Origin of the sequence: Polaribacter litorisediminis, assembly GCF_019968605.1 — a bacterium.
GTDB classification, from domain to species: domain Bacteria; phylum Bacteroidota; class Bacteroidia; order Flavobacteriales; family Flavobacteriaceae; genus Polaribacter; species Polaribacter litorisediminis.
Genome location: NZ_CP082966.1, coordinates 3,104,002 through 3,128,204, shown reverse-complemented (window position 1 = coordinate 3,128,204; position 24,203 = coordinate 3,104,002). Strand labels below are relative to the sequence as shown.

The 24,203-nt window shown below is 29.9% G+C and carries 20 protein-coding genes; 18 read left to right on the top strand and 2 right to left on the bottom strand.

Translation table 11 applies throughout. The features are described 5' to 3' along the window. Positions 1 to 14 precede the first annotated feature (14 nt). From K8354_RS13360 to K8354_RS13340, 5 genes are all read left to right on the top strand, one after another. Positions 15 to 1,337, top strand: a complete 1,323-nt coding sequence (locus K8354_RS13360; RefSeq protein WP_223440838.1) for a tyrosine-type recombinase/integrase — start codon at positions 15 to 17, stop codon at positions 1,335 to 1,337. A 222-nt stretch (positions 1,338 to 1,559) separates the two neighbouring features. Beyond that, positions 1,560 to 1,727, top strand: coding sequence for a hypothetical protein (locus tag K8354_RS13355; RefSeq protein WP_223440836.1), 168 nt, complete (start codon positions 1,560 to 1,562; stop codon positions 1,725 to 1,727). 85 nt (positions 1,728 to 1,812) lie between these two features. Beyond that, complete coding sequence (locus K8354_RS13350) at positions 1,813 to 2,226, top strand: eL24 family ribosomal protein (RefSeq protein WP_223440834.1); 414 nt, start codon at positions 1,813 to 1,815, stop codon at positions 2,224 to 2,226. Positions 2,227 to 2,339: 113 nt separating this feature from the next. Further along, a complete protein-coding gene (locus K8354_RS13345; protein WP_223440832.1) occupies positions 2,340 to 2,549 on the top strand; it encodes a hypothetical protein in 210 nt (69 codons plus the stop codon). Positions 2,550 to 2,584: 35 nt separating this feature from the next. Further along, positions 2,585 to 2,989: an eL24 family ribosomal protein gene (locus K8354_RS13340; protein ID WP_223440830.1), complete on the top strand. Its 405-nt coding sequence runs from the start codon at positions 2,585 to 2,587 to the stop codon at positions 2,987 to 2,989. 202 nt (positions 2,990 to 3,191) lie between these two features. On the opposite strand, the gene K8354_RS13335 is transcribed toward K8354_RS13340, so the two are convergent. Beyond that, the gene (locus tag K8354_RS13335; RefSeq protein WP_223440828.1) at positions 3,192 to 4,106 is read right to left on the bottom strand and encodes a helix-turn-helix transcriptional regulator; all 915 of its coding nucleotides are present in this window, start codon (positions 4,104 to 4,106) and stop codon (positions 3,192 to 3,194) included. Between the two features lie 424 nt (positions 4,107 to 4,530). On the opposite strand from K8354_RS13335, the gene K8354_RS13330 reads away from it, so the two are divergent. The 9 genes from K8354_RS13330 to K8354_RS13290 all read left to right on the top strand — a co-directional run bounded on the left by K8354_RS13330 (position 4,531) and on the right by K8354_RS13290 (position 17,856). Beyond that, the gene (locus K8354_RS13330) at positions 4,531 to 5,145 is read left to right on the top strand and encodes a hypothetical protein (protein WP_223440826.1); all 615 of its coding nucleotides are present in this window, start codon (positions 4,531 to 4,533) and stop codon (positions 5,143 to 5,145) included. 334 nt (positions 5,146 to 5,479) lie between these two features. Next, entirely contained in the window at positions 5,480 to 5,689 is a 210-nt protein-coding gene (locus K8354_RS13325; RefSeq protein WP_223440824.1) for a hypothetical protein, read from the top strand. A gap of 24 nt (positions 5,690 to 5,713) precedes the next feature. Next, entirely contained in the window at positions 5,714 to 6,280 is a 567-nt protein-coding gene (locus K8354_RS13320; protein ID WP_223440822.1) for a hypothetical protein, read from the top strand. 200 nt (positions 6,281 to 6,480) lie between these two features. After that, positions 6,481 to 8,277: an exodeoxyribonuclease V subunit alpha gene (gene recD, locus K8354_RS13315; RefSeq protein ID WP_223440820.1), complete on the top strand. Its 1,797-nt coding sequence runs from the start codon at positions 6,481 to 6,483 to the stop codon at positions 8,275 to 8,277. Between the two features lie 6 nt (positions 8,278 to 8,283). Further along, positions 8,284 to 11,385 carry an exodeoxyribonuclease V subunit gamma gene (locus K8354_RS13310; protein WP_223440812.1) on the top strand — a complete coding sequence of 1,034 codons (3,102 nt, stop codon included), beginning with the start codon at positions 8,284 to 8,286 and terminating at the stop codon, positions 11,383 to 11,385. 4 nt (positions 11,386 to 11,389) lie between these two features. Beyond that, positions 11,390 to 14,797 (top strand): UvrD-helicase domain-containing protein, encoded by a 3,408-nt coding sequence (locus K8354_RS13305; RefSeq protein ID WP_223440804.1) that lies wholly within the window; start codon positions 11,390 to 11,392, stop codon positions 14,795 to 14,797. A gap of 43 nt (positions 14,798 to 14,840) precedes the next feature. Further along, positions 14,841 to 16,736: a hypothetical protein gene (locus K8354_RS13300; protein ID WP_223440796.1), complete on the top strand. Its 1,896-nt coding sequence runs from the start codon at positions 14,841 to 14,843 to the stop codon at positions 16,734 to 16,736. A gap of 36 nt (positions 16,737 to 16,772) precedes the next feature. Further along, positions 16,773 to 17,165, top strand: a complete 393-nt coding sequence (locus K8354_RS13295; RefSeq protein WP_223440794.1) for a hypothetical protein — start codon at positions 16,773 to 16,775, stop codon at positions 17,163 to 17,165. 214 nt (positions 17,166 to 17,379) lie between these two features. Then, positions 17,380 to 17,856, top strand: a complete 477-nt coding sequence (locus tag K8354_RS13290; protein WP_223440793.1) for a hypothetical protein — start codon at positions 17,380 to 17,382, stop codon at positions 17,854 to 17,856. Between the two features lie 125 nt (positions 17,857 to 17,981). On the opposite strand, the gene K8354_RS13285 is transcribed toward K8354_RS13290, so the two are convergent. Continuing rightward, positions 17,982 to 20,219 carry a hypothetical protein gene (locus tag K8354_RS13285; protein WP_223440791.1) on the bottom strand — a complete coding sequence of 746 codons (2,238 nt, stop codon included), beginning with the start codon at positions 20,217 to 20,219 and terminating at the stop codon, positions 17,982 to 17,984. Positions 20,220 to 20,920: 701 nt separating this feature from the next. Here K8354_RS13285 and K8354_RS13280 point away from each other — a divergent pair. From K8354_RS13280 to K8354_RS13265, 4 genes are all read left to right on the top strand, one after another. After that, positions 20,921 to 22,231, top strand: a complete 1,311-nt coding sequence (locus K8354_RS13280) for a tyrosine-type recombinase/integrase (protein WP_223440789.1) — start codon at positions 20,921 to 20,923, stop codon at positions 22,229 to 22,231. A 14-nt stretch (positions 22,232 to 22,245) separates the two neighbouring features. Then, entirely contained in the window at positions 22,246 to 23,214 is a 969-nt protein-coding gene (locus K8354_RS13275) for a hypothetical protein (RefSeq protein WP_223440780.1), read from the top strand. A gap of 126 nt (positions 23,215 to 23,340) precedes the next feature. Further along, on the top strand, positions 23,341 to 23,523 hold the full coding sequence (locus K8354_RS13270; RefSeq protein WP_223440772.1) for a hypothetical protein: 183 nt from the start codon (positions 23,341 to 23,343) through the stop codon (positions 23,521 to 23,523). Between the two features lie 56 nt (positions 23,524 to 23,579). Next, the gene (locus tag K8354_RS13265; RefSeq protein ID WP_223440771.1) at positions 23,580 to 23,981 is read left to right on the top strand and encodes a hypothetical protein; all 402 of its coding nucleotides are present in this window, start codon (positions 23,580 to 23,582) and stop codon (positions 23,979 to 23,981) included. Positions 23,982 to 24,203 lie beyond the last annotated feature (222 nt).

Sequence of the window (24,203 nt, the reverse complement as noted above, 5' to 3'; positions counted from 1 at the left end):
TAAACGTTTTACCTATGAAATTGAATTATTCTGAACCAAAAATCTACACTGGAGGAGTGGATATTTCACAATGGTCGAGCTTTTCTTCTGAACAAAAAAAGACAGTGCTTTCCAAAGATTGGTTTGTTTATTTTTCTTTTCGAAATCCTGAGACAGGCAGATTAAAAAAAGAACCTTTTATCAAAGCAGGTGTAAATAAATTAAAAACAAAACGAGAACGGTACGCCTTTCTAAAAACGATGCAACAGGCTTTATTGCAATTATTGCAATATGGATTCAATCCGTATGAGGATAATAGTGCCTTAGAAGCCTCGATTTTTTCGGAGAATCCAGAGGTGAGCAATAAAGTTGCCAAAAAACCAAAACAAGTCAAGATTAAAAATGAGCAGCAGACTATTCCAGAAAACAAACAAGTAACAAACCAAAAAACGGAAGCACCTTCCTTAACGATCGCAGAAACCATTGCATTTGGCTTATCGCTGAAAGTTAACATGATGAATAAAAATTCTTTTGTTCAATATAAGAGTAGGATAGGAGCATTTGAAAAATGGTTAAAATCAAAAGAACTTTATAACAATCCCATCACCTTTATTACAAAGAAAATGGTCATTGAATACTTAAATTCAGTTTTACAAAGAACTAGTGCTAGAAATCGTAATAATGCGAGAACAGATATTGCCTCGCTATTTCAATTATTAGAGGACAATGAAATTATAGAGGACAATTTTGTCAAAAAAATAGCTGTCTTAAAATCAGTTCCTAAGAGAAACAAAACATATACCCCAAAAATAGAAAAAGAGATTTATGAGCATATGCGAGAAGTAGATCCTCATTTATGGTTGTTTGTAAAGTTTTTTGCTAACAATTTCTTAAGACCCATTGAAGTATGTAGATTAAGAATTGGTGATATTGATATTCAGGATAAGAAATTGTATGTAAAGGCAAAAAATAAGCCTGTGAAGATTAAAATTATTCCCGAAATTTTATTGGAGGAGCTACCTGATTTATCGAACTTTAAACCAACTTCAAATTTGTTTGGAAGATTTAACATCGGGGAAGAGTGGGCTGCAGATGTTATCAACAAGCGAAATGAGTTTTCTAAACGTTTTAAGGTGATTAAAGATCACTTTGAATTAGGGGTAGAGTATGGACTGTATAGTTTTCGACACACCTCTATTACCAAACTTTACAGAAAGTTTCGAGAGAAAATGTCTCAGCATGAAGCTAAAAGTAATTTAATGCCCATTACAGGTCATTCTACGATGGTGGCATTAGAAAAATACTTAAGAGATATTGATGCTGAGTTGCCAGAAGATTACTCAAACTTTTTGAGGTAACTTACAACGAATAAACTTGTAAACTTCAAAATAGTTCACTTGCCTAAGATCTCTATTTTATTCCACTTTTATCAAAAGAATAAATCTTTAAACAGGTTTTGAAATGAATGATTTCAGTTAAAAGTGTTTCGGAACCCTGATATTATTCGACATTATTCGACATTATTCGACATTAGTTGACATTAGCCGATTGTAGATGATCGTAGCCGATAAGCATAAAAAATGAAGTATCTAAATTTATATTTAGATATGAATTCAGACGTAGTTTATCAAATAGTAAAAGCACTTCCCATCGAAGAGCAAAAACTATTATGGGATAAATTAAAGAAAGATTCTGAAATCTCTCCAAAACTCAATTCCCCTAAAAAAGTAAAAGTATTCACCAAATAAAAGGCTATCAAGTATTTGTGAGAAAACGTCAAACAAAAACGCTTTTACAGGGATTAAGCGTCAAACGAACGTTTAACTAACGCATATGGAAACACGGTTATATTGTTGTGATTATTGTAAAAAGGAATTTTTACCCATCCGAAGAAAGGTCCAAAAGTTCTGTAGTAATAGTTGTAGATCAAAATCACACCATCAAAAAACAAAAGTCAGCAAGGCGTTAAGCACCTTAAAAGGGGTTGCTAAAACTGAAAAGACGAGTATTGATAAGATTAGTGTAGCGGGCGTTGGAAATTCAGCGATTGGAAACCTGGCCATTAATTTAGCGGAAAAATTACTCACTGCAGAAGAAAACAAACCTGCTACCAAAAAAGATATTCAAAGCATTACCAATAAATTAAAGAGATATCACCTGGTAAAAAACATTTGGCCTAATTCAAATGGACAACGTCCTTACTTTGATGTTGAATTGAGAATAGTGGTTTATTTTGATTTTAAGTGAGCCAGTTTCAGGAAAGTTAAGTGACTCTAAGTGACTTTAAGTGACATTAGCTGGTTCTAGATGATCGTAGCCGACAAGCATAAAAAAAGAAGTATCTAAATTTATATTTAGATATGAATTCAGACGTAGTTTATCAAGTAGTAAAAGCTCTTCCCATCGAAGAGCAAAAGCTATTATGGGATAAATTAAAGAAAGATTCTGAAATCTCTCCAAAACTCAATTCCCCTAAAAAAGTAAAAGTATTCACCAAAGAAAAGGCTCTAAAGTATTTGTTAGAAAACGTTTTCAACAATAGAAAACGTCAAACAAAAACGCTTTTATAGGGATTAAGCGTCAAATGAACGTTCAACTAACGCATATGGAAACACGGTTATATTGTTGTGATTATTGTAAAAAGGAATTTTTGCCCACTCGAAGAAAGGTTCAAAAGTTCTGCAGTAACAGTTGTAGATCAAAATCACACCACCAAAAAACAAAAGTCAGCAAAGCATTAAGCACCTTAAAAGGGGTTACTAAAACTGAAAAGACGAGTATTGATAAGATTAGTTTAGCGGGCGTTGGAAATTCAGCGATTGGGAATCTGGCCGTTAATTTAGCAGAAAAATTACTCACTGCAGAAGAAAACAAACCTGCTACCAAAAAAGACATTCAAAGCATTGCAAATAAATTAAAGAGATATCACCTTATAAAAAATATGCGGCCTAATTTCAATGGACAACGTCCTTACTTTGACGTTGAATTGGGTGTTTTGTTGTATCTGTAATGATGATAGTTACTATCACGATCGATTAATTATTCCATAGATATATACCTAAAGTTAAGCGACAAAATATTTTTTTGGAAATTAATTTCAAATTAAATGGGTTTTTTTGCAGTCTCTTGTGGAAACCCATAAATATTTTTAAAAAAGTTATTGATCAATTGATATCCGATAAGTCGTAAATTTATACTTTCACCATCTTGAACTATTCTTGATACCTAGCTAATGAAATGCTCAGCAACTCTCTGATTTCGTTCTTCAAACTTTTGGGATGGATGACAAGCGCATCACTTCCCATTTTTAGCACTTGAGATTTGAATTCGAAATTGGGCACAAGGTAAAAATCTACTAAAAATTGTTCTTTTTCATTTTTAGAATGTATTACCTGAGAATGGTGTAAAGGCAAACTTCTTAGGTAGTTGAGGTGTAGCTCATTGATTAATAATTGTACTTTTACTGGATTGGAATTGTTTTCATGATCTAAACCTATAATATTATCAAAAGCTTTTAAATCTTTCGAATAGTCTTCTTTTTTCACCTTTGATAACTCCTTTATTTTAATATTTTTGACCCTATCAAGTCCGAAAGTACGTGTCGTTTTCAATAGATCTGTTACTCCTATTACGTACCAACGATTTTCATATTCTTTTAGTAATATTGGACTAATGCAATGTTTTTTAACCGTTTTTTTTAGGTAATTTTCATGCTCAAAACATATTTTTCGATTTTGATTAATAGCAATAAGTATTGTTTTTAAGCTATCAATTCCGCGAAACGATTTTGAATCATCAAAAGATACATATTCTAGCGTTGTATTACTATTAGCTAAACTTTCACTAAAAATATCAGCGATGGTAACGATTTCTAAAAATTTAAAAAAAGAGGTTACTTTCATACTTTTTTGTTCGTTTATAAAGTAACCTTCTTTTGCTTTGTTGTATGAAATCACTAAGCCAAAATCACTTCTTATTCTTTCTAAGTCTCTGTCAAAAGTTCTTGAAGATACTTTAAAGTCTCGTGTTTCTAAAAAACTTATAATTTTATTTTTTGAGGGATAATATGTATCATATATAAATTGGATAATATCTTGAATTCTTCTAGAAATTACGTGTGTACTCATTTCTCTATTTTTAGTTTAGAATTATTGAACTATGATTTTGAATACCAAAAGGTATCAAAAAATACGTTTTGATTTTCTGTTTCATTGATGATTGGTGTTATAGGAGATCAATTTACATCTTTTTTATGATGTGCGCCATTATTTGGCATTCATGTTTTATAATATTCGCATTAGCAATTTTTTTAAAAAAATAGAATCATGTCAAATAACAGTAATGAATATCGGTGGAGAACTAATGATAATTCATCACCCATACTTTTAAAATATAGCCTTGAGGATGAAAATTGGACTAGAGCATTTGCTGAAGCTCAACTTAAGATTTCTAATGCTTGGGATATATCTATTATTAAGTTTTCACTTTTATTAATTAATTAGTGATTACTATTTAGAAAGATGAATGGATTAAGAATCTAATTGAAAAAAAATGAAACCAAATACTTTATTGCCCCCAATAAAGGTTCGTCTTTATGGAGAGTCTTTCAAAATTTATAGTTTAAAAATTGATTCAACATATTTTCAACGTTTTATTGAAACTGCAGCAAAATTAAAGCAAACTATTGAAGATGCTATTTTAGATATTCGGTTTTTTAAATTGTTGCGTATTCCAGAATACCAAACTATTTATGATTTACAAATTGAGGTATTTGGTGGTTTAATTTATAATCATAAGAATAAAATTGAGATCAAAAGAGGACGAAAATATTTACAAAAATTTACGATCAAAGACCTACTTGTTCAAGAAACGTTGTTTCCGCTGTTCAATGTTAGCTACAACTCTTTTAAAATGGTAAAGGATGCAAGTTTGTTTTTAATTGAAAAAGAAGTGGGTATGATAGGCAAATATTTTATAGAAAATCAAGAGTTTACTATCGAATCCCTTGAATTTATTATTTCTGATATACAATATTCTACGACCGAACATAAACTTTTAATAGGGTTAAATTATAAAGGTGAGATTTTGCCAACTAAAGAAACGGATAGCTTGATCACCTATCGATATTGTCTTTTAAATACATCAAAAAAAATACCTAAAAAATGATAATTGGCAATAAAATAGTTAAAAATAATAATTATCTTTAAAAATCGAAACAAATTGCTATTTGAATTCAACTCTTTACATATCGACTTTTATTGATTTTTTGTTCCTCTTCAATGATGTTCAAAATAAAAAAATGTACGTAATAATTTGTTAATTATTAAGGTGTTATAGCTAGGAGAGTATATAATTTTAATATCCTCCAAGTATTAAGAAAGATTATTTCATTAGCGTAAAACTTTTTTATATGTAACTCATAAAGTACTCAGAAATTTATCTATTTGAAAAGTAATGTGCAGCGAATTAATTCTAAGATAAAACTAAAATCCAAAAAGAAATGAAATTTGAACTAAATAAGGATGAAGTCATGAAAATTATTCAATGGAAAAAAGCACTCCCTGAAATTCCAGATGAGTTCTTGGATGTTTTTGGAAAGGACTTCCAGTTTACATTTAAGTTTCGACCAACAGGTCTTGGAGTTGTTAAAATAGTACAACGTGATTATGACGGGGCGGAACTAAATTTAACAGACTATAGTAATTGGTAATATAACCTTTTCAGCAAATAACTTATGACATTAAATAAAAATAATTTATCATCTCATTTTAATGGAATACAATTCCAGAATGAACAAATAATTCTCAATAAAGAGAAGCTAATCGAACTGAAACAAAAGCATATTCAAAACTTGACAGAGAAAAAGCAGGAGCTAGAAATAAAAAAAGCTTATGGTGTTTTTTCTATAACCGATTCTCTTAATAGCAACTATAGCATTACAACAATGCATTATGTAGATTTTAGGTGGTCTTCAGTTAAGTTTGCTGCTACAGTTATGTATAAATCGAGTGTGGAAGAATGGCAGTGGCAAGGTGATTATTTTATGAGATTTTCACGATGCCCATATCGGTATTCTTTAGACGTGTGTAGTTTAATGCATGATGACTATAGAGATTGTTTCAAGGAGATAAAAGAAAAGGAGCAATTAAATGGCTTATTAAGCAGTACAAATGTTTTTTCGCCAGATAAACCAAACTTTAAAATAAAAGTAGATTGTGGTCGAGGTCTTGAAAGTCTTACAACTATCAGACCTATTTCTACTGAAGAACCCTTAAAACTAGATTTATCATTTATTGATTAAACGATATGAGAATATTACATACATCAGATTGGCACATTGGAAAGCAACTGCACAAAATCGATTTAAGTAAAGATTTGGTATTTTTTTTTATGTCGAGGCGCTAAAAGAACGAATTACAACACAAATAAAATTAGAAAAATTAGGGGCTAGTTATAGCACAATTTCTATAATTTAAGAATAAACAAATTAAGTATATTTATATGACATTTATTAATGATATACATTTTCAGTTTTCAGAATTAGTAGCAGATAAGAACTTAAAACCTTATGCGTATTTACTGTCAAAAAGGCTACAGGATAGGCATATATGCATAGATTTATCTGGCACCGATTTAAAGAGTGAGTACGAGTCTTGGGCACCAGAAGTGCGTGAAAGAATTGAGCCTTTTTCAGAGAAGGCATTGTCTAATTCAACAAATTTATTATCAGTTAGTACAGAAGAAAAGAAGCCTTTTGTGGTTTACAATAATAAATTTTACACTTATAGGTATTTTAACTACGAAAGTCAAATCATTGATAAAATCCAAGATTTTATTCGTATTGAACAATCTGAACTTTCAAACAGAAAGCAGGAGCTAAAGTATATTAAAGATAAACTATTTGGTCTTCAAGATGAGAACTTAGACATAACAGATTGGCAACTTACAGGTTGTATTAATTCCTATTTAAATAATTTTTCAATAATTACAGGAGGGCCTGGTACGGGTAAAACTACAACAATTGCTAAATTAATTGTAGCCTTATGTTTTTCTAATTCATCTATTAAAATAGCTTTAGCAGCACCAACAGGTAAGGCTGCTGTTAGGGTTCTAGAATCGCTTAAAGAGAACTCTTTAGCTAAAGAAGAACCTTTAAAAAGTAAAATCGATGAATTAAACTCTAGTACTATTCATCGTTTATTGGGCTATAAACCTAATTCCCCATATTTTAGGTATGATAAAAATAATCAATTAGATTTTGATGTGGTGATTGTAGATGAAGCCTCAATGATAGATGTGCCTTTATTTGCAAAACTTTTAAGTGCTGTTGATTCTTCAAAACGCCTTATATTAATTGGAGATAAAAATCAATTAGCATCGGTTGAAGCAGGGAGTATGTTTGGCGACTTGTGTAATTCTGCTGTAACAGATGGTATGAAGACTCTTAACCTATTCTCTAAAGAGCGTTTAGGGTTTTTAAATTCTTTTCTTAACGCAAACAATACGATAAATGAAACAAAGCCAATCGATTCAAAACTTTTAAAGAATCATATAACAGAATTGGTTTTAAATAGGAGGGTAAATCAAGAATCTATAGTTATTGATAAATTTAGTAAAGCAATTATGAATGAAGATATAGAAGTTGTCAAGACAACTTTGAAATCAGGTTCTGAAATTATACGATTTGATGAGGCTTATGATGTTGCTGTATTTAAAGAGTTTATAAAAAAATATAAGGATTACATTGATGAAACTGATGTTGTAAAAGCTATTGGCAAGTTAAATGATATTCGTGTTTTGTGTGCTGTTAGAGAAGGGAAACACGGGGTGTATTCAATTAATAGGGAAGTAGAATGGTATTTGCAGAAACATAACCTAATTAAAATTGATGCTGATAATTATATAAACAGACCGATTCTGGTGAATAAAAATAATCGAGAGTTAAATCTGTTTAATGGTGATATTGGTTTAATGAGAAAAGACAAAGATGGTATAAGGATGGCCTACTTTTTAGATAAGAATGGTGAGCTTCGTGACGGAATATTACCTTCTTTCATAGGTGGTTACGAAACAGTGTATGCAATGACCATTCATAAATGTCAAGGTTCAGAATTTAATAATGTTTTGATTGTTTTACCCGAAAAAAACAAACATGACTTGCTTACTAAAGAACTGCTTTATACTGCAGTAACTAGAGCGAAATCTAAAGTTATTATTCAGGCTACAGAAGATGTCATATTTAATATAGTACAAAAGCGAGTTAAAAGAACTTCAGGAATTATAGATAGAATAAATTAGTTAATTATGAGTATTCAAGTATATAGCGCCTTTACAATAGAACCTCTAGCTAATGAGTTAGCGAATCAGATAAAAATTAGAACCCATTCTGTTTTTTTACCCGATTTTATTGCCTGCAGTAATGTTGGAGTTATGCAGTATTTAAAAATTAAAATTGCTGAAGAAAACGGAATTGCTGCTAATTTGAAAACTTGTTCTGCAAAAGATTTGTTATCAATAGTCTATAAAATTTTAGGAGGTAAAGATGAAAATAAATTCGTATTGAATGATTTACAACAGCGCTGGATTATTTTTGAATTGCTCGATGATGAAATATTTAAAGATAATTTTTCAAGTATTGCTGATTACTATAGGGGTAAGCCTGCATATCAGATTGCATTAGCAGATAAAATTTCAACCCTTTTCAATCAGTATAGTTTATACATGCCGGATAGGTTAGAGTCTTGGATAGTCGAAGATTTTGATACTGATGATTCAGATGAAGCATGGCAATACTATTTATGGCGAGCTTTTAAGGAGAAAATAAACGCTATTGATTGTATAGATGATAATCAACTATTTGGTTATATAACTTCTGCATTAAAAATAAAGAAGCAACAAGAACTTTTAAAGGAAAAACTGCCTGTTTTATATCTATTTGATGTTTCAGATTTTAACACTTATCTGCTCAATCTTTTTATTGAAATAAGCGAGGTAATAGATGTAAAAATATTTTATTCATCAACTATAAAAGAAATTAAGGAGCATTATAATAATGAACTTGTTCATAACCTGAAAGGTATTTCAACTTATATGCTTAAAGCTTTTAAAAGTAAAGGTATAGAGTTAATTTGGTTAGATAATTATAATAATGAAAAACCAAATAGTTTACTTGATACAATAAAAATGTCTTTAGTCGAAGATAAAAATTTAGAAAGTCCAAAAGTTAACGATAACGATACTTCAATAACAATTAATTCATGTTTTTCACCAATTAGAGAGGTAGAAGTGTTGTATAACTATTTAGTAAAATTAGTTGATGATTCAAAAAATGGTATTGGTGCAAGAGATATCGTAGTATATTGTTCAGACCTTAATACACATGCTCCTGCCATAAGCGCCGTGTTTGAAAACACTCCTTATTCATTTCCTTATCATATTGTTGGTAAGAAGGAAAATATAATCGATTCTTCTGTAAATGCTCTGCAAGCTATATTACAAATAGATAAAAAATATATGCAACCTTCTTTAGTGATGCAGTTATTAGAATTTCCTTCTATTTTAGTCAAATATGAGTTTAAAGATGTCGAATTACTTCGAGAACTTATTAAACAAGCTAACATTAAAAATGCTTTTAAAGGTGATAAATTCAATGAAACAAATTTAGTTTCTTGGACAAACGGTTTAAAACGTTTGTGTTATGGTATGTTAATGTCTGGTGAAGAATGGTTTGACGATGGTGAAGAAGAGTATTTACTTATTGATAAGGTAGAGGGTAGCGGAGCAGACGATTTAGTTAGATTTAACTATTTAATTCATAATTTATATGATTTTCTTGATGGATTAAACGTAGAAAGAAATCTAAAAGATTGGATTTTGTATTTACATGATGGCCTAGATTTATTCTTTGATAAAGAAAAGGAATATCAAATTGAATATCTAACAACAAAGTTGGCCGAAGTAGATTTTGTGTTTACATTAGGTGATACAATATCTTTTGAGATTATTCACCCTATTATTTTATCTATACTAGAAGGATTAGATAAAACCTCACAAACAGAAACAAACAAGGGTATTCGTTTTTGTCCTTTATCAAATACAATTCCATTGCCTAATAAAATAGTGGCTATGTTGGGTTTAAATTCACAAGATTACCCAAGACAAACTACACGATTAAGTTACGATTTAATAAAGTCTAATCCTGAATCTATTTTACAAGATATAAGAGAAAAAGATAAGTCCTTTTTTCTTAAAACAATTTTATCTACAAAAGAGCACTTGTATATTAGTTATCTTGGTAAAAGTTCAAAAAATAATGCAGAACTGGCGCCTTCTTCGCTTGTAGATGGTTTGCTAGATTATTTAAATATAGAAGGTTTTGTAAAAGAACATCCACTTCATAGCTTCAATTCAAAATATTTTAATAATAAACCAGGTTATTATTCTTATTTAGGGAAAACAAAAACCTCTAGCGGTGCGCATGATGATTCTTCTTTTAATAAATCGAATCCAAAAGAAGAAAACGACAATAAAGACAACCGAAAAATCATTGAAATTCCGTTATACGAGTTTATTAACTTTTTTAAAGATTCATTTAAACATTATTACAATAAAAAACTGAAAATATATTATCGAGAAGAAACAGAAGTTTTTGAAGATTCAGAGTTATTTGCTCTAGGTACTTTGGAAAAGTGGTATTTAAAAACTCAGGTAACTCAAAACCCTAAACCTACTTCTCAAGATATAAAAACATTAAAAGCTCAAGGGAATTTACCATTAGGAACCTATGGCGACATTTGTATTGAAAATTTGCAAGATGAGTTAAGTGAATTAACTAATGAAATAGAGCAACTAAAAGAAGGGTATACACAAGAGCAGGTATTAATAAATAATAAAGTAGAAATTGAAGGTGTTTTATACCTTATTAAAGGGGAAATAGATGCTGTTTATGTTAATAACCAAGAGCAATTACACATTTTTTCAAATGTAAGTAAGAGTAAACAAAAATATCAATTTGAGGCTTTTATTAATCTATTGTTTTTAAAACAGATGTGGCCAGACATAAAATTGTATTTCTTGTGGCTCGATAAAAGGTTACAGTCAAGTGTTATAAGTAATGTGGTGGATTCTGAGAGTTTTATAAAAACATTATTAAACCATTTTTTAGCTTCAAATAAAGGGCTAAATCCTTTTTATATTAACGACTATATATCAGAGGCTTTGTTACAATTAGATTCAGAATCGTTAGCTGAAGAGCCCATAGGGCCTATTCTTGAGAAGGATGGTTTTTTAAGCGAGTATGTTAAAAAAGAACAAGAATCTTTGTTTTTTGAGGATTTAGAAAACAAGAAGCGTTTTTACGATAACTCTAAGTTTCTAAATGAAACAATATTTAATAAATTCAACTAAAAAGATGGCAGAAATAAATTTTAAACCGTTTAAGGCAAGCACTGCAAATCTACAAGGTAGTAATTTAGTTGAAGCAAGTGCAGGAACAGGAAAAACCTATTCTATAGCAATATTAGCATTACGCTTATTACTCGAAAAACAATTACAGCTTAAAGAAATTTTAATGGTAACATTTACTAATGATGCCGTTGCAGAATTACAAATACGAATTAGAAAGTTTGTACGAGAGGCTTATAAATACGCTAAATATCATATTGATATTGATAATGACGATATTAAAGATATAGTAGATTCTAATGGAAAAGAAGCCTCTAAAGTACTACTTGAAAAAGCGATTCAACAATTAGATGAAATGAGTATTATTACGATACATAGTTTTTGTCAAAATATTTTAACAGAATTTGCTTTTGAAACAGGTCAGGGTTATAATCTTAAATTATTAGAAGATTTGTCAGAAGTTAGGGCAGATATGGTAAAGGATTTTTGGAGGGAAGAGGTTTCAAAAATTGACAAGTGTGATTTAATAAAGCTAATTGGAGATTTTCCTAAATACAAAATTTTTAAAGATTGGTTTTCTTATTTTGACTTAGGGGTTTTTAAAGATGCTTTGAAGAACAAGCTTGAAAACAAAAAACTAAATAAGAATACATTTGAATTTGATTTCAATAAAAGCATCGAAGATAATGAGACTGAGGTTGAAGAAGAAATAAAGAATATTATAATTCGAGAAAAGGAGGGTTATGTTAATAGGATTAATACTTATGAAGCTCCAGGTTATGCGAATGGTACAAGAAATAATTATATTGTTAAGTTAGATGATGAAAGAGAATTTGTTAATTTTCTTTTAAAAACATCGGCACGGCATGCTAGAGCAATTTTTGAGCAAGAAATTAAATTATTTAAGGAACTTAGAAAGAAAAAAAATAGTGTAAAGTATAATTTTTTTAATAGACTAATGGAGACTCTTTTTAAGAGTAAAGAAACAGAAATTGTACAACTATTACATTCATTAAATCAAGTTTCGTTTGATGATTTAATTGAAAATTTACACAGGTCGATTGTAACTAATAAAAATGAAAAGTTAATAAACCTACTTAGAGTGAGGTATCAAGCTGTTTTTGTGGATGAGTTTCAAGATACCGATAAATTTCAATACGAGATTTTTAACACGGTATTTAATAATGACTTCAATATTTTATTTTACATAGGCGACCCTAAACAATCTATTTACGGTTGGCGAAAAGCCGATATAAATACTTATTTTAATGCTAGGAGTGCTGTGGCTAATTGTTATACAATGAACACTAATTTTAGGTCTACAAGTCGGCTTATAGATGGGTTGAATGAAATTTTTAGTGAAACTGATTATCATAAAGATGATTCAAAAGGTATTGGTGTATTCTCTAATGAGAAAGAAAGTACGGAAGATAAACAGATAATCTATCACCGCGTCGACGCTTCCAAATCCACAGAAACTAGGGCTTGTCATATAGACGGAACTTATGAAAAGCCTATCGTTATTTTTAATGGATATAATAATAAACCCAATATATATATAGACACAGCAAATCATGTGCAGCATTTATTAAGTAAGGGAGTGATTAAAGGTAAAGATGATAAAGAACAGCCTATCCAAGCTTCAGATATTGCTATTTTGGTTCGTTCTGGTTATGATGGGAAGGAAATAAAAAATAATTTAGATGCTTTAGGCATTCCTTCGATTTTAATTGATGACTCTAAAATATTTAGTGTGCCCGAAGCGAAAGATATTCTTTATGCACTGCAAGCCATGCAAGAGCCATCGCCATCAAATATTAATAAAGCTTTATTATCGAAATTAACAGGCTATTTAAGAAGTAATGTAGAAAAATTAAACCTTAATTTTCATATTGAACGAGCTAAAAAATATTTTAAACAATTTAACAATAAAGGGGTGTATGCCGCTTTAGTTAGTTTTTATGAAGATTATCAAACTCGAAAAAATCTTTTAGGGAGTTATGATGCTATAGAAAAATCAGGTCTTAAGTCTTATTCAAATGTTATGCAGCTAGCAGAGGCCTTACAGCGCTTGCAAAACGAACGCGGCTATGAGCTAAATGGCATTATAGCTTTTCTTAAAAGAGCGATAGAAGGTGAAGAAATACAGGGCAATGAATACGAAAGGCGATTAGAAACTGACGAGCAAGCTATACAAATAGTAACTATTCACAAAAGTAAAGGTCTACAATATAATATCGTCATAGCGCCTTTTTTAGATTTGGAAGTGAAGTCTAAAGGAGCGTTTTCTAGTTTTAGAAATCAAGATGGCACTTATCTTTTTGAACCTAATTATAATAAGCCCGAGGCCAATAATCCTGAATTTATTATTCAGTCAGAACAAGAAAACAGAAGACTTGTATATGTGGCCTTAACAAGAGCTAAATACCAATTGTATCTCTTTACGCAAGGTAAAGGCTCTATTGGTGAACTACTTAAAGAGAAACAAAATTCAGCTTATCTAAAAACTATGCCATACGAAAGTCATGAGATAACTTACGAACCTAAAAACACCTTTGTGGAGCATTTAAATTTTGCAGAGCCTGAAGTATTTGAGCTTAAAGACAAAGACTGGCTTAAAATGAGTTTCTCATTCTTAAGCTTGCCTCATGCTACTGTTAAAAAGAATTTTGATAATGATAATGAGGGGTACGATTATTTTATTTTTAAAGAATTAGAACGGGGGGCTCATGTTGGTAATATGTTGCATGCTATATTCGAGTTTATCGATTTTACAAATGATGAGAAGTGGGATAAAACAATCGATATAAACTTGAAAAAATATAATCCTAAAAAACAGGAGTTATATCGCCCACAAATACCTAGTTTCCTTAATCAAATTCTTAATACAACAATAGAAATTAATAATGCTTCACCTTTTAAATTAAGTGAAATTTTGAATACGAAAAGAATTAACGAACTTGAGTTTGACCTGAAAATAGATGAGATGCATTTAAGTAAGTTATACGATTTGCAAACAGAAAATGTAATGTTGTCATTTAAGAACGTAAACCTAAAGGGGATGTTAAATGGTTTTATTGATTTGTTTTTTGAGCACGATAATAAGTATTATGTGCTAGATTGGAAATCCAATTATTTAGGAGATACGTTAGAGGATTATACCCCTACTAAATTAAACGACGCAATGAATGAGAGTAACTATCATTTACAGTATTTTTTATATACTATGGCAGCCAAGCGTTTTCTTGAAAGTAAAATAAGATACTTTGACTACGAAAAGCAATTTGGAGGTGTTATATATGTATTTTTAAGAGGAGTGCGTAAAGATTCTAATACTGGAATTTTTACAACAAAATTACCTTTAGAAACAGTAAATAAATTAGAGAATATTTTTTGCTTGAATACTGTAACTTGAATTGAAAATTAATTAACAATCAATAAAAATAAAATAAAATAAAATGGAAAATAAGTATAATTTTTATGATGATATAAAAGAGTTTGTTGCCAGAGAATATGGAGGGAGAGTAATTAATAGTGAAATTCAAGAAAAGGAGTTAGATAAATTACTTTGGCTACAGATTGATTTAGGTTGTGGAATACTATACGAAGATTATGAAGAATTGTGGTTTCCTAAATTAAACCCTAAAACTAGTAGACTAGAAAAAAATATTTCTGATATGCATGAGTTGTTAAATATTGAGATTGATTCAAACTTAATAGCCTCTTTTTATCTTTATGGAACAATTTATTATGAAGGATTAACGGGTTGGGAAGGAGATGGTGAAGAATATGTGCCTGAATTATATTCATTCTCTTTAGAATTATTGAATCTAGAAACTTTAAAAGAGATCATCGACTTTTTCTCAGAAATTGCAAAAAAACCTAAATTTAGACTAGTAGAAGAATTTAAATTTAAGGAGATAAAATTAACAGATATATTTGAAAATATTTATGTTTATGTTCCGTATTTTTCGAAAAATATCCTCCCATATAAAAATTTTGTACAGAATTTTAGTTTTATTGATTTAAAAAAAATCTTTGACGAATTATATAATGCACCGAATAATTGTTCTTTAGATGAAATGTCTGAAATTTCAATTGAAGATCAATATTCTAAGTGTTTAGAGTTGATTTCTGATAAAATTAATGAGCAAAAAAAAGTATACACAAGTAATTTAGATAAAATAAAACCAACGACATCTTTTAATAAAGGGGATATAGGTTGTAATTTAGATTATTCAACTTTTAGTTTTTCAGATGTTAATGGTATTGATGAAGAAAGAAATCTTTCAATTAGCCTTGTGTTTAGATTAGCAAAGAATAATTCATATTTTTTCATTAGAGAGTTTTTGTCAAAATCAATTGAAGGGAAAAATATTATGGCTAATTTATTTGATAAAAAACACCCAACTTCGATAGAATTTATTCAAGGAAAATATACTCAATTACAATTCATTCTTGAAGATTGTATAAATAGGAATAGAATGAAAAGTCAATTAAACTCTCTTCTTAATAATGTAGAGCATTTTAAATTGAGAAATATTTTAACACGTAAAAGGTTGCAATACCTTAATTTGTATTATGATGAGCAGCATAAGCTTATCGAAATGTATGAGAATCCATTGCCTTTTGTCATTGAGAAAGCTTATAGAGATTATGTTAGGTCAGATTCAGAGATGGATATGGCAACATCAGGATTACATCTTTTAAATATTTTAATTAAGACGAGATTATTCTTTCCTTTAGAAGAATATATGTTATCAGATAAAATAGACGAGGACTTTATTAAAATTATAGAACAAGAATTTTATAATAAGAAGCCAAGTGATGGTACATTTTCTAGAATCCAAAGTATATTAAATAAAATTTTAATAAAAAATAATATATTGTTAGAATGTTTCGGAACGTTTAATGATGATTTAAGTTCAAAAAGCGTCAATTATATATTTAATGAAATCGTATCTATTAGAAACAGGTTTGCACATCCGCCTTACGATTCAAAAGCGTTTATGGACACACTAAGCCATTACATACCAGGATTGATAGATACTTATAGAATTGCTATGGCGAATATCGATTTTTTAATCCCGCAGTCATTTAAAACTAAAAATAAAACCATTATCATGTCTGCAAAAAAGTTAATGGGCTTTGAATCAAAATTTGAAACGATTGAAATAACTATATCACAAGATGAAATATTGAATTTTGAAGTAGGAGAATTTATCACCTATAATTCGAAAACAAAGAAAACGGTTCTGCTATCCAAATTTATAGATTTAAAGACAGATTTAGAACCAACATATAATATTGGTCTATTTGATGGTATGGAAAATGGTATGCCTGTTTATAGATAAATATTAATGACTCTTACAACATAAAAAATAAATAATATGCAAACAATAGAGATTAACAGGTCAGATGTTTATACATTTTTTTGCCCGGTAACAGGACAACAGATTTTATTTGAAGACGATTTTAAGCCTTCTCCAGCAACGATATTTCATTATCTTGATTTTGATAACGGATTTTTTCCTTATGCAAATGATTGGATAAAAACCCTATTAACAGAGCAGGGGGTAGAGTTTGATGACGAAATGTGGGTTGATGTTGATGATTTTAACAGCCTTATGGAAAAACTTAACACAATCGAAGAAACAGAAAACCATATCTGTTTTGCCATAACAGAAACAGGTATGGCTTGTGGACCAGTAAGCTCAACAGGTTATATCTGTATTGACATGTGTTATAAATCAAAAAAAAACTCTGTTCGCACAAATGAATAGGCTACTATATTTAAAAACCATCCTCTATGGCTATATATGCAAAGATGAAACCCTGCCTTGTGCATACAATTAAAATTATATTTCATAAAAAGAAAACAGAAATAATGTTTTACTCTCTTAATTAATGCTCAAACTAATAAATTTTTTCAAATATGCTGATCGAGACTTAGTTAAAAATTATGATCTCGTTTATAGAAATACACTTTGGTACTTAATGGAGTTAACAGAAATTCAAAGAATTAACTCTAAAGCATCTTTACAGGAATTTTTATTTAGGTACTTTTTAATCTTAGATGAAGACATTGATGCTATTGCTCTTGATTTCATAAATTATGAAATAATTATTGAGACATCCGTTTTAACAAGTAATTTTAAAAATAAAGAGGTATGTTTTGACTTATTGGACATTGAAAATTTTATGGGTATAGAAATCTCTGAAGAACCATATTCAATTACGACATCGTCACTAGATTTTATAAAAAACTACCGTTTTAAAATACCTCATAAATTCAATGGAAACAGTAGGACATCCTTAAATTTCGAATACACCTTGGAATTCCTGAGTAAAACAAAGCAAAAACAGGCGAAACAACTAAGCGAATTCATTACGCAAAAAATGCCCAATATAGTGTTTGAAAATTATGTGTTAAAATTCCCTGAGACTGTTGAGCTTTACCATGAATTGAATTAAAAAAAATATTTAAAAAGTGGCCCAAGAAAATTAGTCATAAAATTACTAAGTAGTCGTCTAGTTTATAATAATCAAACCTAAACTACGTTTTAATGCAGTTTAGGTTTTATTATATGAAATGTATTTTAGTTTTGTGGCCTATTTATTATTATTCCATCTGGTACTACAGGGTTAACTTTAGTTGGATTCCAAATCAATAAACTTTCAGAATTATCATTAGTCCAAAGAATTATACTTAACTGCCTACTTTCTTTATAACTATGACTCCAGGCACTTCCTGTTAATACTGTTGGTTGATAACCATTTCTTTGAACTGGATAGAAGTGCCATGGCATTTCAGAAATAAGTTCTTTTGTGTATTTCAAAAGTGCTAGTATATCTTCAATTAAGGAGGAAGTTTCTCCTACAGGTGGGTCGTGACTTAAACCATTCAATTTACTTCCTAAGTTTGTAATGCTTTTAATGAAATGTTCTGAAATCTTAATTTTATCTGGATAAACTTCACTTAGCAACACGGAAAGTATACGACTTGCACTCCCAAATGTTAATTTACTAATTTCATAATGCCAACCCTTATTTTTTGAACGAAATTCTGGGTCTTTTCTCATCACTAGGCCAAAAAGTTCTTCTGCTGAAAATCCTGTACTAGAAGATAATGTATCAACTAAATCTTTGAAATAATTTTCACATATTTTCCGAATGTGATTCCCTGTAAAAGATGTATTAATTGTGTTAATTCCTTGATTTTCTATTATACAATCAGCAAGCTTATCTTGTTTACTAATTTCATCAGCTGGCCAACCAAATTCTACTAACAATGTTTCAACCATTTGATTGTTAGTTTTATTTTTAAATTCACTATTATTTTCTTTTTTAAGAACTTTTATAATTTCGGAAGAACGAATTGTCTTTTCTAGAAGTTGTTTGGTGGCCTCTCTCGGAGAAAGGCTAGGGTCTTTTAAAGAAATGTAATGAACAAAATCAGTAAAAAGACTTCCATTGATTAAAGTATATTTATCGTAGTTTGAGTTATTAGATTCGCTAGAAAATTCAGGAATTATCTCTTTTACCCTTTGAATGATATCAAGTGTTTCAATTTGGACTCCTGCTGATATAATTTTCCCGCCAATCATTCTCGCAGGGTCCCAAGAAAATGATTTAGAATATAAATTTAATTCTTTCGTTAGGTTTTCAATATTAAGTAAGAAACCCTGGCCATAAGTCAAATGTGCGTTCAGAACCTTTTGCAAATTTCTATGAAATGAAATACGGGAAGTCTCTTCTTTTTCATTCCATTCTTTAAGCTCTGAATTATAAACTTCCTCTTGATTATCTATTGTAATGACTAAATCCCCAATGATACGTATAAATTTTTCATTTAAGCTTTTGATTATCTCTGCTATTTCATCTATTTTAGAATTATAGATGCTATTTGCCCAAAAATCAAATTTTTCTGTTGGCTTTTCATTCTCTGTTAGTTTTAATAGCTTTCCTGCTACTACTTTTATTTTGTTGTTTATTTCTGATTTAAATAGATTATTTGTTTTATGGTGATGTTCCGAAAGAAACCGCTTTAAAACCGAATTTATTTCACCTTTACTTAAATCTTTTAAAGATTTTAAAATCATAAGAGATAAAATAAATCGATCATCTACTATCTCAAACAATGGATTTAGTATACCAAAATATTCTTCATAGAACATAGACGATGTTGCATTTTGCTTGTTTTTTAGTACTTGAAAATAAAAATCATTTATATGCTTCTCGTTATACTCCGACAATATTGAGTTCAAGAGTTGATTTAACCGAAGACAATGCTCTTTTCCCTTTTTTAGATATTCTACATTTTCTTTGATAGGTTTATTCCCTTTTAAATCATTCCATACTTTATATGATTTTGAAGCGCCAATAAAGATTGTTTTTAAATTAGGGTCTATAGCGTTTTCAACTAATTTATCAATATCAAGTTCTTTATTAAATGAAATAAGAACACCCCATCCTGGTTGGGGGTATGCACCTGAAAGAATTAGGGCTTGTTTCTTACGCTTTTTGTTAGGTTGAAATTCTTCACCATATATTCTAGAAGTGCCTGAGGGAAGTATGTCAGATAATCTGCCCGTTAAATCAGATAAATTTGAAGTTTGATTTGGATCATAATTACTCGCAAAAGTGTCATTAACTAACATGAGTCCCATTTCATTGCAGGTGCTTTTAGATTTGGTAAACTGATGCCAAAGCCTCTCTAATTCGTTACTGCGCCATTCTCCTATAGGTATTAACCAGAATAGGGCAGGAACAACCTTACCCGGAGTACTAATTTTGTTTAATTCAGAAAGCGAATATGTCTTAATTCTATGTCCCATATTTATTTTAAATTATGTTGTCTTTAGGCATATCATTTAACGTAGTTTTGTATGTAAAGTTGCAATTTTGAGAACGAGGAATTTCCGAAGGAAATTTAGAAGTTTGCAAAAAAGCAATAAGTTTTAAAGATAGCAATTTTTTTTTGAAGGAGTTGCTAACTTTATTTTATTGTTTTCGATTGGGAAATTTAGTTGGAATTTCTTGTTTTTTCTAATTCTGAAAATCCAAAATCAGTTATTAATTCATCCGAAAAAGGTTCAATTCAATTCAATTCTATTCTGAATCATTAATAAATTCTGAATTGAATATTCTCTAATTCCCATTTACATTCCTGCACAACTAGAATCATAATAAACTGGATATATTGTAAAATTAATTGCATTTTCAGTCAGCTTGTTTATTCTTAAATTCTTTTTTTATAGGGGTCAAAACACATTCAAAATTATGTATCTTTGATTTCAAATTAATTATGAATCACCGTAAACGCTATCGTAAACGTTTTTGTGTTGATAATCTATAAATAAGGGCTTATTTCGACATTTTGTCGAACTCATAACCCAAAGGTCACTGGTTCGAGTCCAGTTCCCGCTACAAGCATAAAATGAATTAAATCAACGAATTGTGTCTCACAATTCGTTTTTTTATGCTTTTAAATTCCTTACTTTTACGAAACGTACACAAAAACGTGCACAATTTTACTATGAAACTGAATTATTCTGAGCCAAGAATCTACACTGGTGGTATAGATATTTCGATGTGGTCTAAATTATCAACTACAGAAAAAAAAGATGCATTAGAGAGGCCCTGGTATGTTTATTTTTTATTTCGGAATCCAGCTACAGGAAAACTAAAAAGGCAACCGAACATCAAAGCAGGGGCAAATAAGTATAAAACCAAAAGAGAACGTTATGCTTTTTTAAAGACCATGCAACAATCTCTTTTAGAATTGTTGGAATATGGGTTTAATCCTTATGAAGATAATAGTAAATTAGAAGAGAGCCTATTTTCATCAGAAGAAATAAAAACCACGGACGAAACTTCAACAAAAGAACAACCAACAGAAGTTGTTCCACAAGCAGAAAGAATAATACCACAAACAACGCAAGAAGAGCCAGGAAAAAGTATTGGAGAAAGTATTTCGTTCACCTTAGACCTAAAGGTCAGTATGATGAATAAAAACTCTTTTGTGCAGTATAAGAGTAGGATAGGGCTTTTTGAGAAATGGTTGAAAGCAAATAATTATTATAACAATCCTGTAAGTTTTATTACAAAGAAGTTTGTTACAGAATACTTAAATGATGTCTTAAAAAGAACAAGTGCTAGAACTCGAAATAACACTAGAACAGATATCGCTTCTATGTTTCAACTATTAGAAGACAACGAATGGATACGAGTGAATTTTGTACGAAGAATCCCTAAATTAAAATCCATCCCCAAAAGAAATAAAACCTATACACCCAAACAAGAGGAAGATATTTATGCCTATTTAGAGAAGAATGATCCTTTTTTATTGTTGTTCATTCAATTTGTATCCTATAATTTTTTACGTCCCATAGAAATTTGTCGATTGAAAGTAGAAGATATAGATATTGAAAATAAAAGGATGTACATAAAAGCAAAAACAAAGCCAGTTCAGAAAAAAATCATTCCTAAAATCTTATTAGAAAAATTACCAGATTTATCAGAAAAAGACTCAAAGGCTAATTTGTTTGGTCGTTATGAAATAGGAGAGCCTTGGGATGCAGAACCCATCAATAAACGAAGTGAATTTTCGAAACGTTTCAAATCTGTAAAAGATCATCTGAAGTTGGGAACTGATTACGGAATTTACAGTTTTAAACACACCCATGTTACTAAATTATATGTAAAGTATAGAGAAACGATGAGTGCACAGGGAGTAAAAAATAAATTGAAGGGGATTACGGGTCATGCTACAATAGATGCCTTGGAAAAATATTTAAGAGATATTGATGCAGAATTACCTGAAGATTACTCAGAGGATTTCAGTTAAAAAAATAAGATACTATGGAGAAGAAAAGAAAGTATTGGTCCTGCATCAAGAAAAACACAGATTTTTATGATGTTCCAAAGGAAAAACAGCTAGAGATTTTAGTGGAAGCTGGGGTATATGTTTCTATGACTGTTGCTTCATCATCAGAACTAAACGTCAAGGAAGGCTTTTTGTACTTACCAGATTTAGGTATAGAAAAGAAACCAAATCAAGAGTTGAAGGATGAATTTTATGAATACATACTAGAGATATATCAAGTAGATATTGATACTTATTTCTATGTGTTTTTTAAAGAGTTTAATGATCGTATTTTCGGAATGGAGCACCGAGATCAAAGGTTGATAGCCATTGATATTTTTAGAGAAATTTACGATCTTATAAATGTAAAACTAGATTTTCAAAACAAGGAAATTTCTAAAAATGGCATAGAAAATGCAAAAGAATTCAATAGATTTCTGAAACTAAAAGGAATGAGGAACGGAGTCCGTTCAACACTTGCTACTTATGAAAATTTAATTCCATATTTAAGTGGTGATGAAGCCTATTTTAAATCTTCTAAATTCAAAGAAGATGAAACATTCTTACATATGCTATATTTTGAAAAGCAGCTAAAAGTCCTGATAAGTCTAAATGACCGCTACCAATTTATAGAAGATTTGGCCTTCAGTAAATTTGGGAAGTTAAAAGATGCCTATCAGGTATATCAAAATCTATTTGTAAGTTTTGATGTATTTGTGTGGGTAGAGTATAAGATAGATAATTTTACAGAAGAAAAACCATCACATATAGAAAGTTTGTATCAGTCTTTGCGTGATCTTGAGAAAGTATCTGGAACAAAGAAGTTGTTTATGGATTATGTAAATAACAGGCATGAAATGAACATGACTAAAATTAGAAATTATTCAGAGAAAAATAACAGAAAACACGATTTTAGAGTGCAAAAATTCAGAGAAGAACTTAAAAATCTGACGCTCAAAAACTAGAAAATTACACTGCAGACATAAAACCGTCTTTACGGACATAAAAAGACATCTTTCCGACGTCCATTCATAAGTCACTTTTGGCAGCCTAATCCTTAATTTAGAATACACCTAAGTTAAAGATTAGAAATGAATTCAGAAACCGTTTATCAAGTAGCAAAAACCCTTCCAAAAGAAGAGCAATTGTTGTTGTTTGAAAAACTAAAGAATGATTTCAAAATACTTGACAAGAGTCCAAAAACAAGAAAACCTGTTTTTATAAGAGAGGAGTCTATTCGCTATTTATTGGATCATGTTTTTAACAAAAGGTGAAAAATAAATTTAACAAACCACGATTAAACGTTAATCGTACGTAAACTTAACGCAAAATGGAAACAAGAACCTATGAATGCCAATACTGTAGAAAAGAGTATGTACCCAAAAGAAGAGGGGTGCAAAAGTTTTGTAGTGATAGTTGCAGAGTCCGCACACATCAATTGAAAAGCAAAAAACCAAAAGGGGAAGAAATCACAATAGCAAACAACATCAAGACAGGGAAAAATAAAATTGAACAAATGAGTTTCGCAGGAGTTGGAAATGCAGCAGCTGCAATGTTTGGTGTTAACATTATTACGGATTTAATGACCAAATTCGAGAATAAACAGGCCACAAAACAAGATATTAGTCAACTAAAACTTGAACTTAGTCAACTAAATTTTAAAATGGATGAGCTCATCGAAATGAGGAAAAAGAATGAAAACGGCTCCATTTTTGGTTTTAAATCTAATTAAAAAAAACATTAATACTATTTTTTCTGTTTGCTTTTTAAGTAAAAAGATTTTCATCAAAAAACAACAAAAACGTTTTATTATTTCTGAAATTATTTCTTCTGCTTCCTTTTGCTTTACTTCTGCAAAATGTATACCTTTAGGTTTTACCTTTTATAGGTCAAAATTGCACAAATAAAACTAAATTTAATTACTTCAATGACAAGGTTTTTGTCCCGGTGTGAA

Bases quoted from the DNA above. Each gene is read 5' to 3' on its own strand.
- K8354_RS13360 (WP_223440838.1), top strand. From the start codon at position 15: ATGAAATTGAATTATTCTGAACCAAAAATCTACACTGGAGGAGTGGAT.
- K8354_RS13355 (WP_223440836.1), top strand. From the start codon at position 1,560: ATGAAGTATCTAAATTTATATTTAGATATGAATTCAGACGTAGTTTAT.
- K8354_RS13350 (WP_223440834.1), top strand. From the start codon at position 1,813: ATGGAAACACGGTTATATTGTTGTGATTATTGTAAAAAGGAATTTTTA.
- K8354_RS13345 (WP_223440832.1), top strand. From the start codon at position 2,340: ATGAATTCAGACGTAGTTTATCAAGTAGTAAAAGCTCTTCCCATCGAA.
- K8354_RS13340 (WP_223440830.1), top strand. From the start codon at position 2,585: ATGGAAACACGGTTATATTGTTGTGATTATTGTAAAAAGGAATTTTTG.
- K8354_RS13335 (WP_223440828.1), bottom strand. From the start codon at position 4,106: ATGAGTACACACGTAATTTCTAGAAGAATTCAAGATATTATCCAATTT.
- K8354_RS13330 (WP_223440826.1), top strand. From the start codon at position 4,531: ATGAAACCAAATACTTTATTGCCCCCAATAAAGGTTCGTCTTTATGGA.
- K8354_RS13325 (WP_223440824.1), top strand. From the start codon at position 5,480: ATGAAATTTGAACTAAATAAGGATGAAGTCATGAAAATTATTCAATGG.
- K8354_RS13320 (WP_223440822.1), top strand. From the start codon at position 5,714: ATGACATTAAATAAAAATAATTTATCATCTCATTTTAATGGAATACAA.
- recD (WP_223440820.1), top strand. From the start codon at position 6,481: ATGACATTTATTAATGATATACATTTTCAGTTTTCAGAATTAGTAGCA.
- K8354_RS13310 (WP_223440812.1), top strand. From the start codon at position 8,284: ATGAGTATTCAAGTATATAGCGCCTTTACAATAGAACCTCTAGCTAAT.
- K8354_RS13305 (WP_223440804.1), top strand. From the start codon at position 11,390: ATGGCAGAAATAAATTTTAAACCGTTTAAGGCAAGCACTGCAAATCTA.
- K8354_RS13300 (WP_223440796.1), top strand. From the start codon at position 14,841: ATGGAAAATAAGTATAATTTTTATGATGATATAAAAGAGTTTGTTGCC.
- K8354_RS13295 (WP_223440794.1), top strand. From the start codon at position 16,773: ATGCAAACAATAGAGATTAACAGGTCAGATGTTTATACATTTTTTTGC.
- K8354_RS13290 (WP_223440793.1), top strand. From the start codon at position 17,380: ATGGAGTTAACAGAAATTCAAAGAATTAACTCTAAAGCATCTTTACAG.
- K8354_RS13285 (WP_223440791.1), bottom strand. From the start codon at position 20,219: ATGGGACATAGAATTAAGACATATTCGCTTTCTGAATTAAACAAAATT.
- K8354_RS13280 (WP_223440789.1), top strand. From the start codon at position 20,921: ATGAAACTGAATTATTCTGAGCCAAGAATCTACACTGGTGGTATAGAT.
- K8354_RS13275 (WP_223440780.1), top strand. From the start codon at position 22,246: ATGGAGAAGAAAAGAAAGTATTGGTCCTGCATCAAGAAAAACACAGAT.
- K8354_RS13270 (WP_223440772.1), top strand. From the start codon at position 23,341: ATGAATTCAGAAACCGTTTATCAAGTAGCAAAAACCCTTCCAAAAGAA.
- K8354_RS13265 (WP_223440771.1), top strand. From the start codon at position 23,580: ATGGAAACAAGAACCTATGAATGCCAATACTGTAGAAAAGAGTATGTA.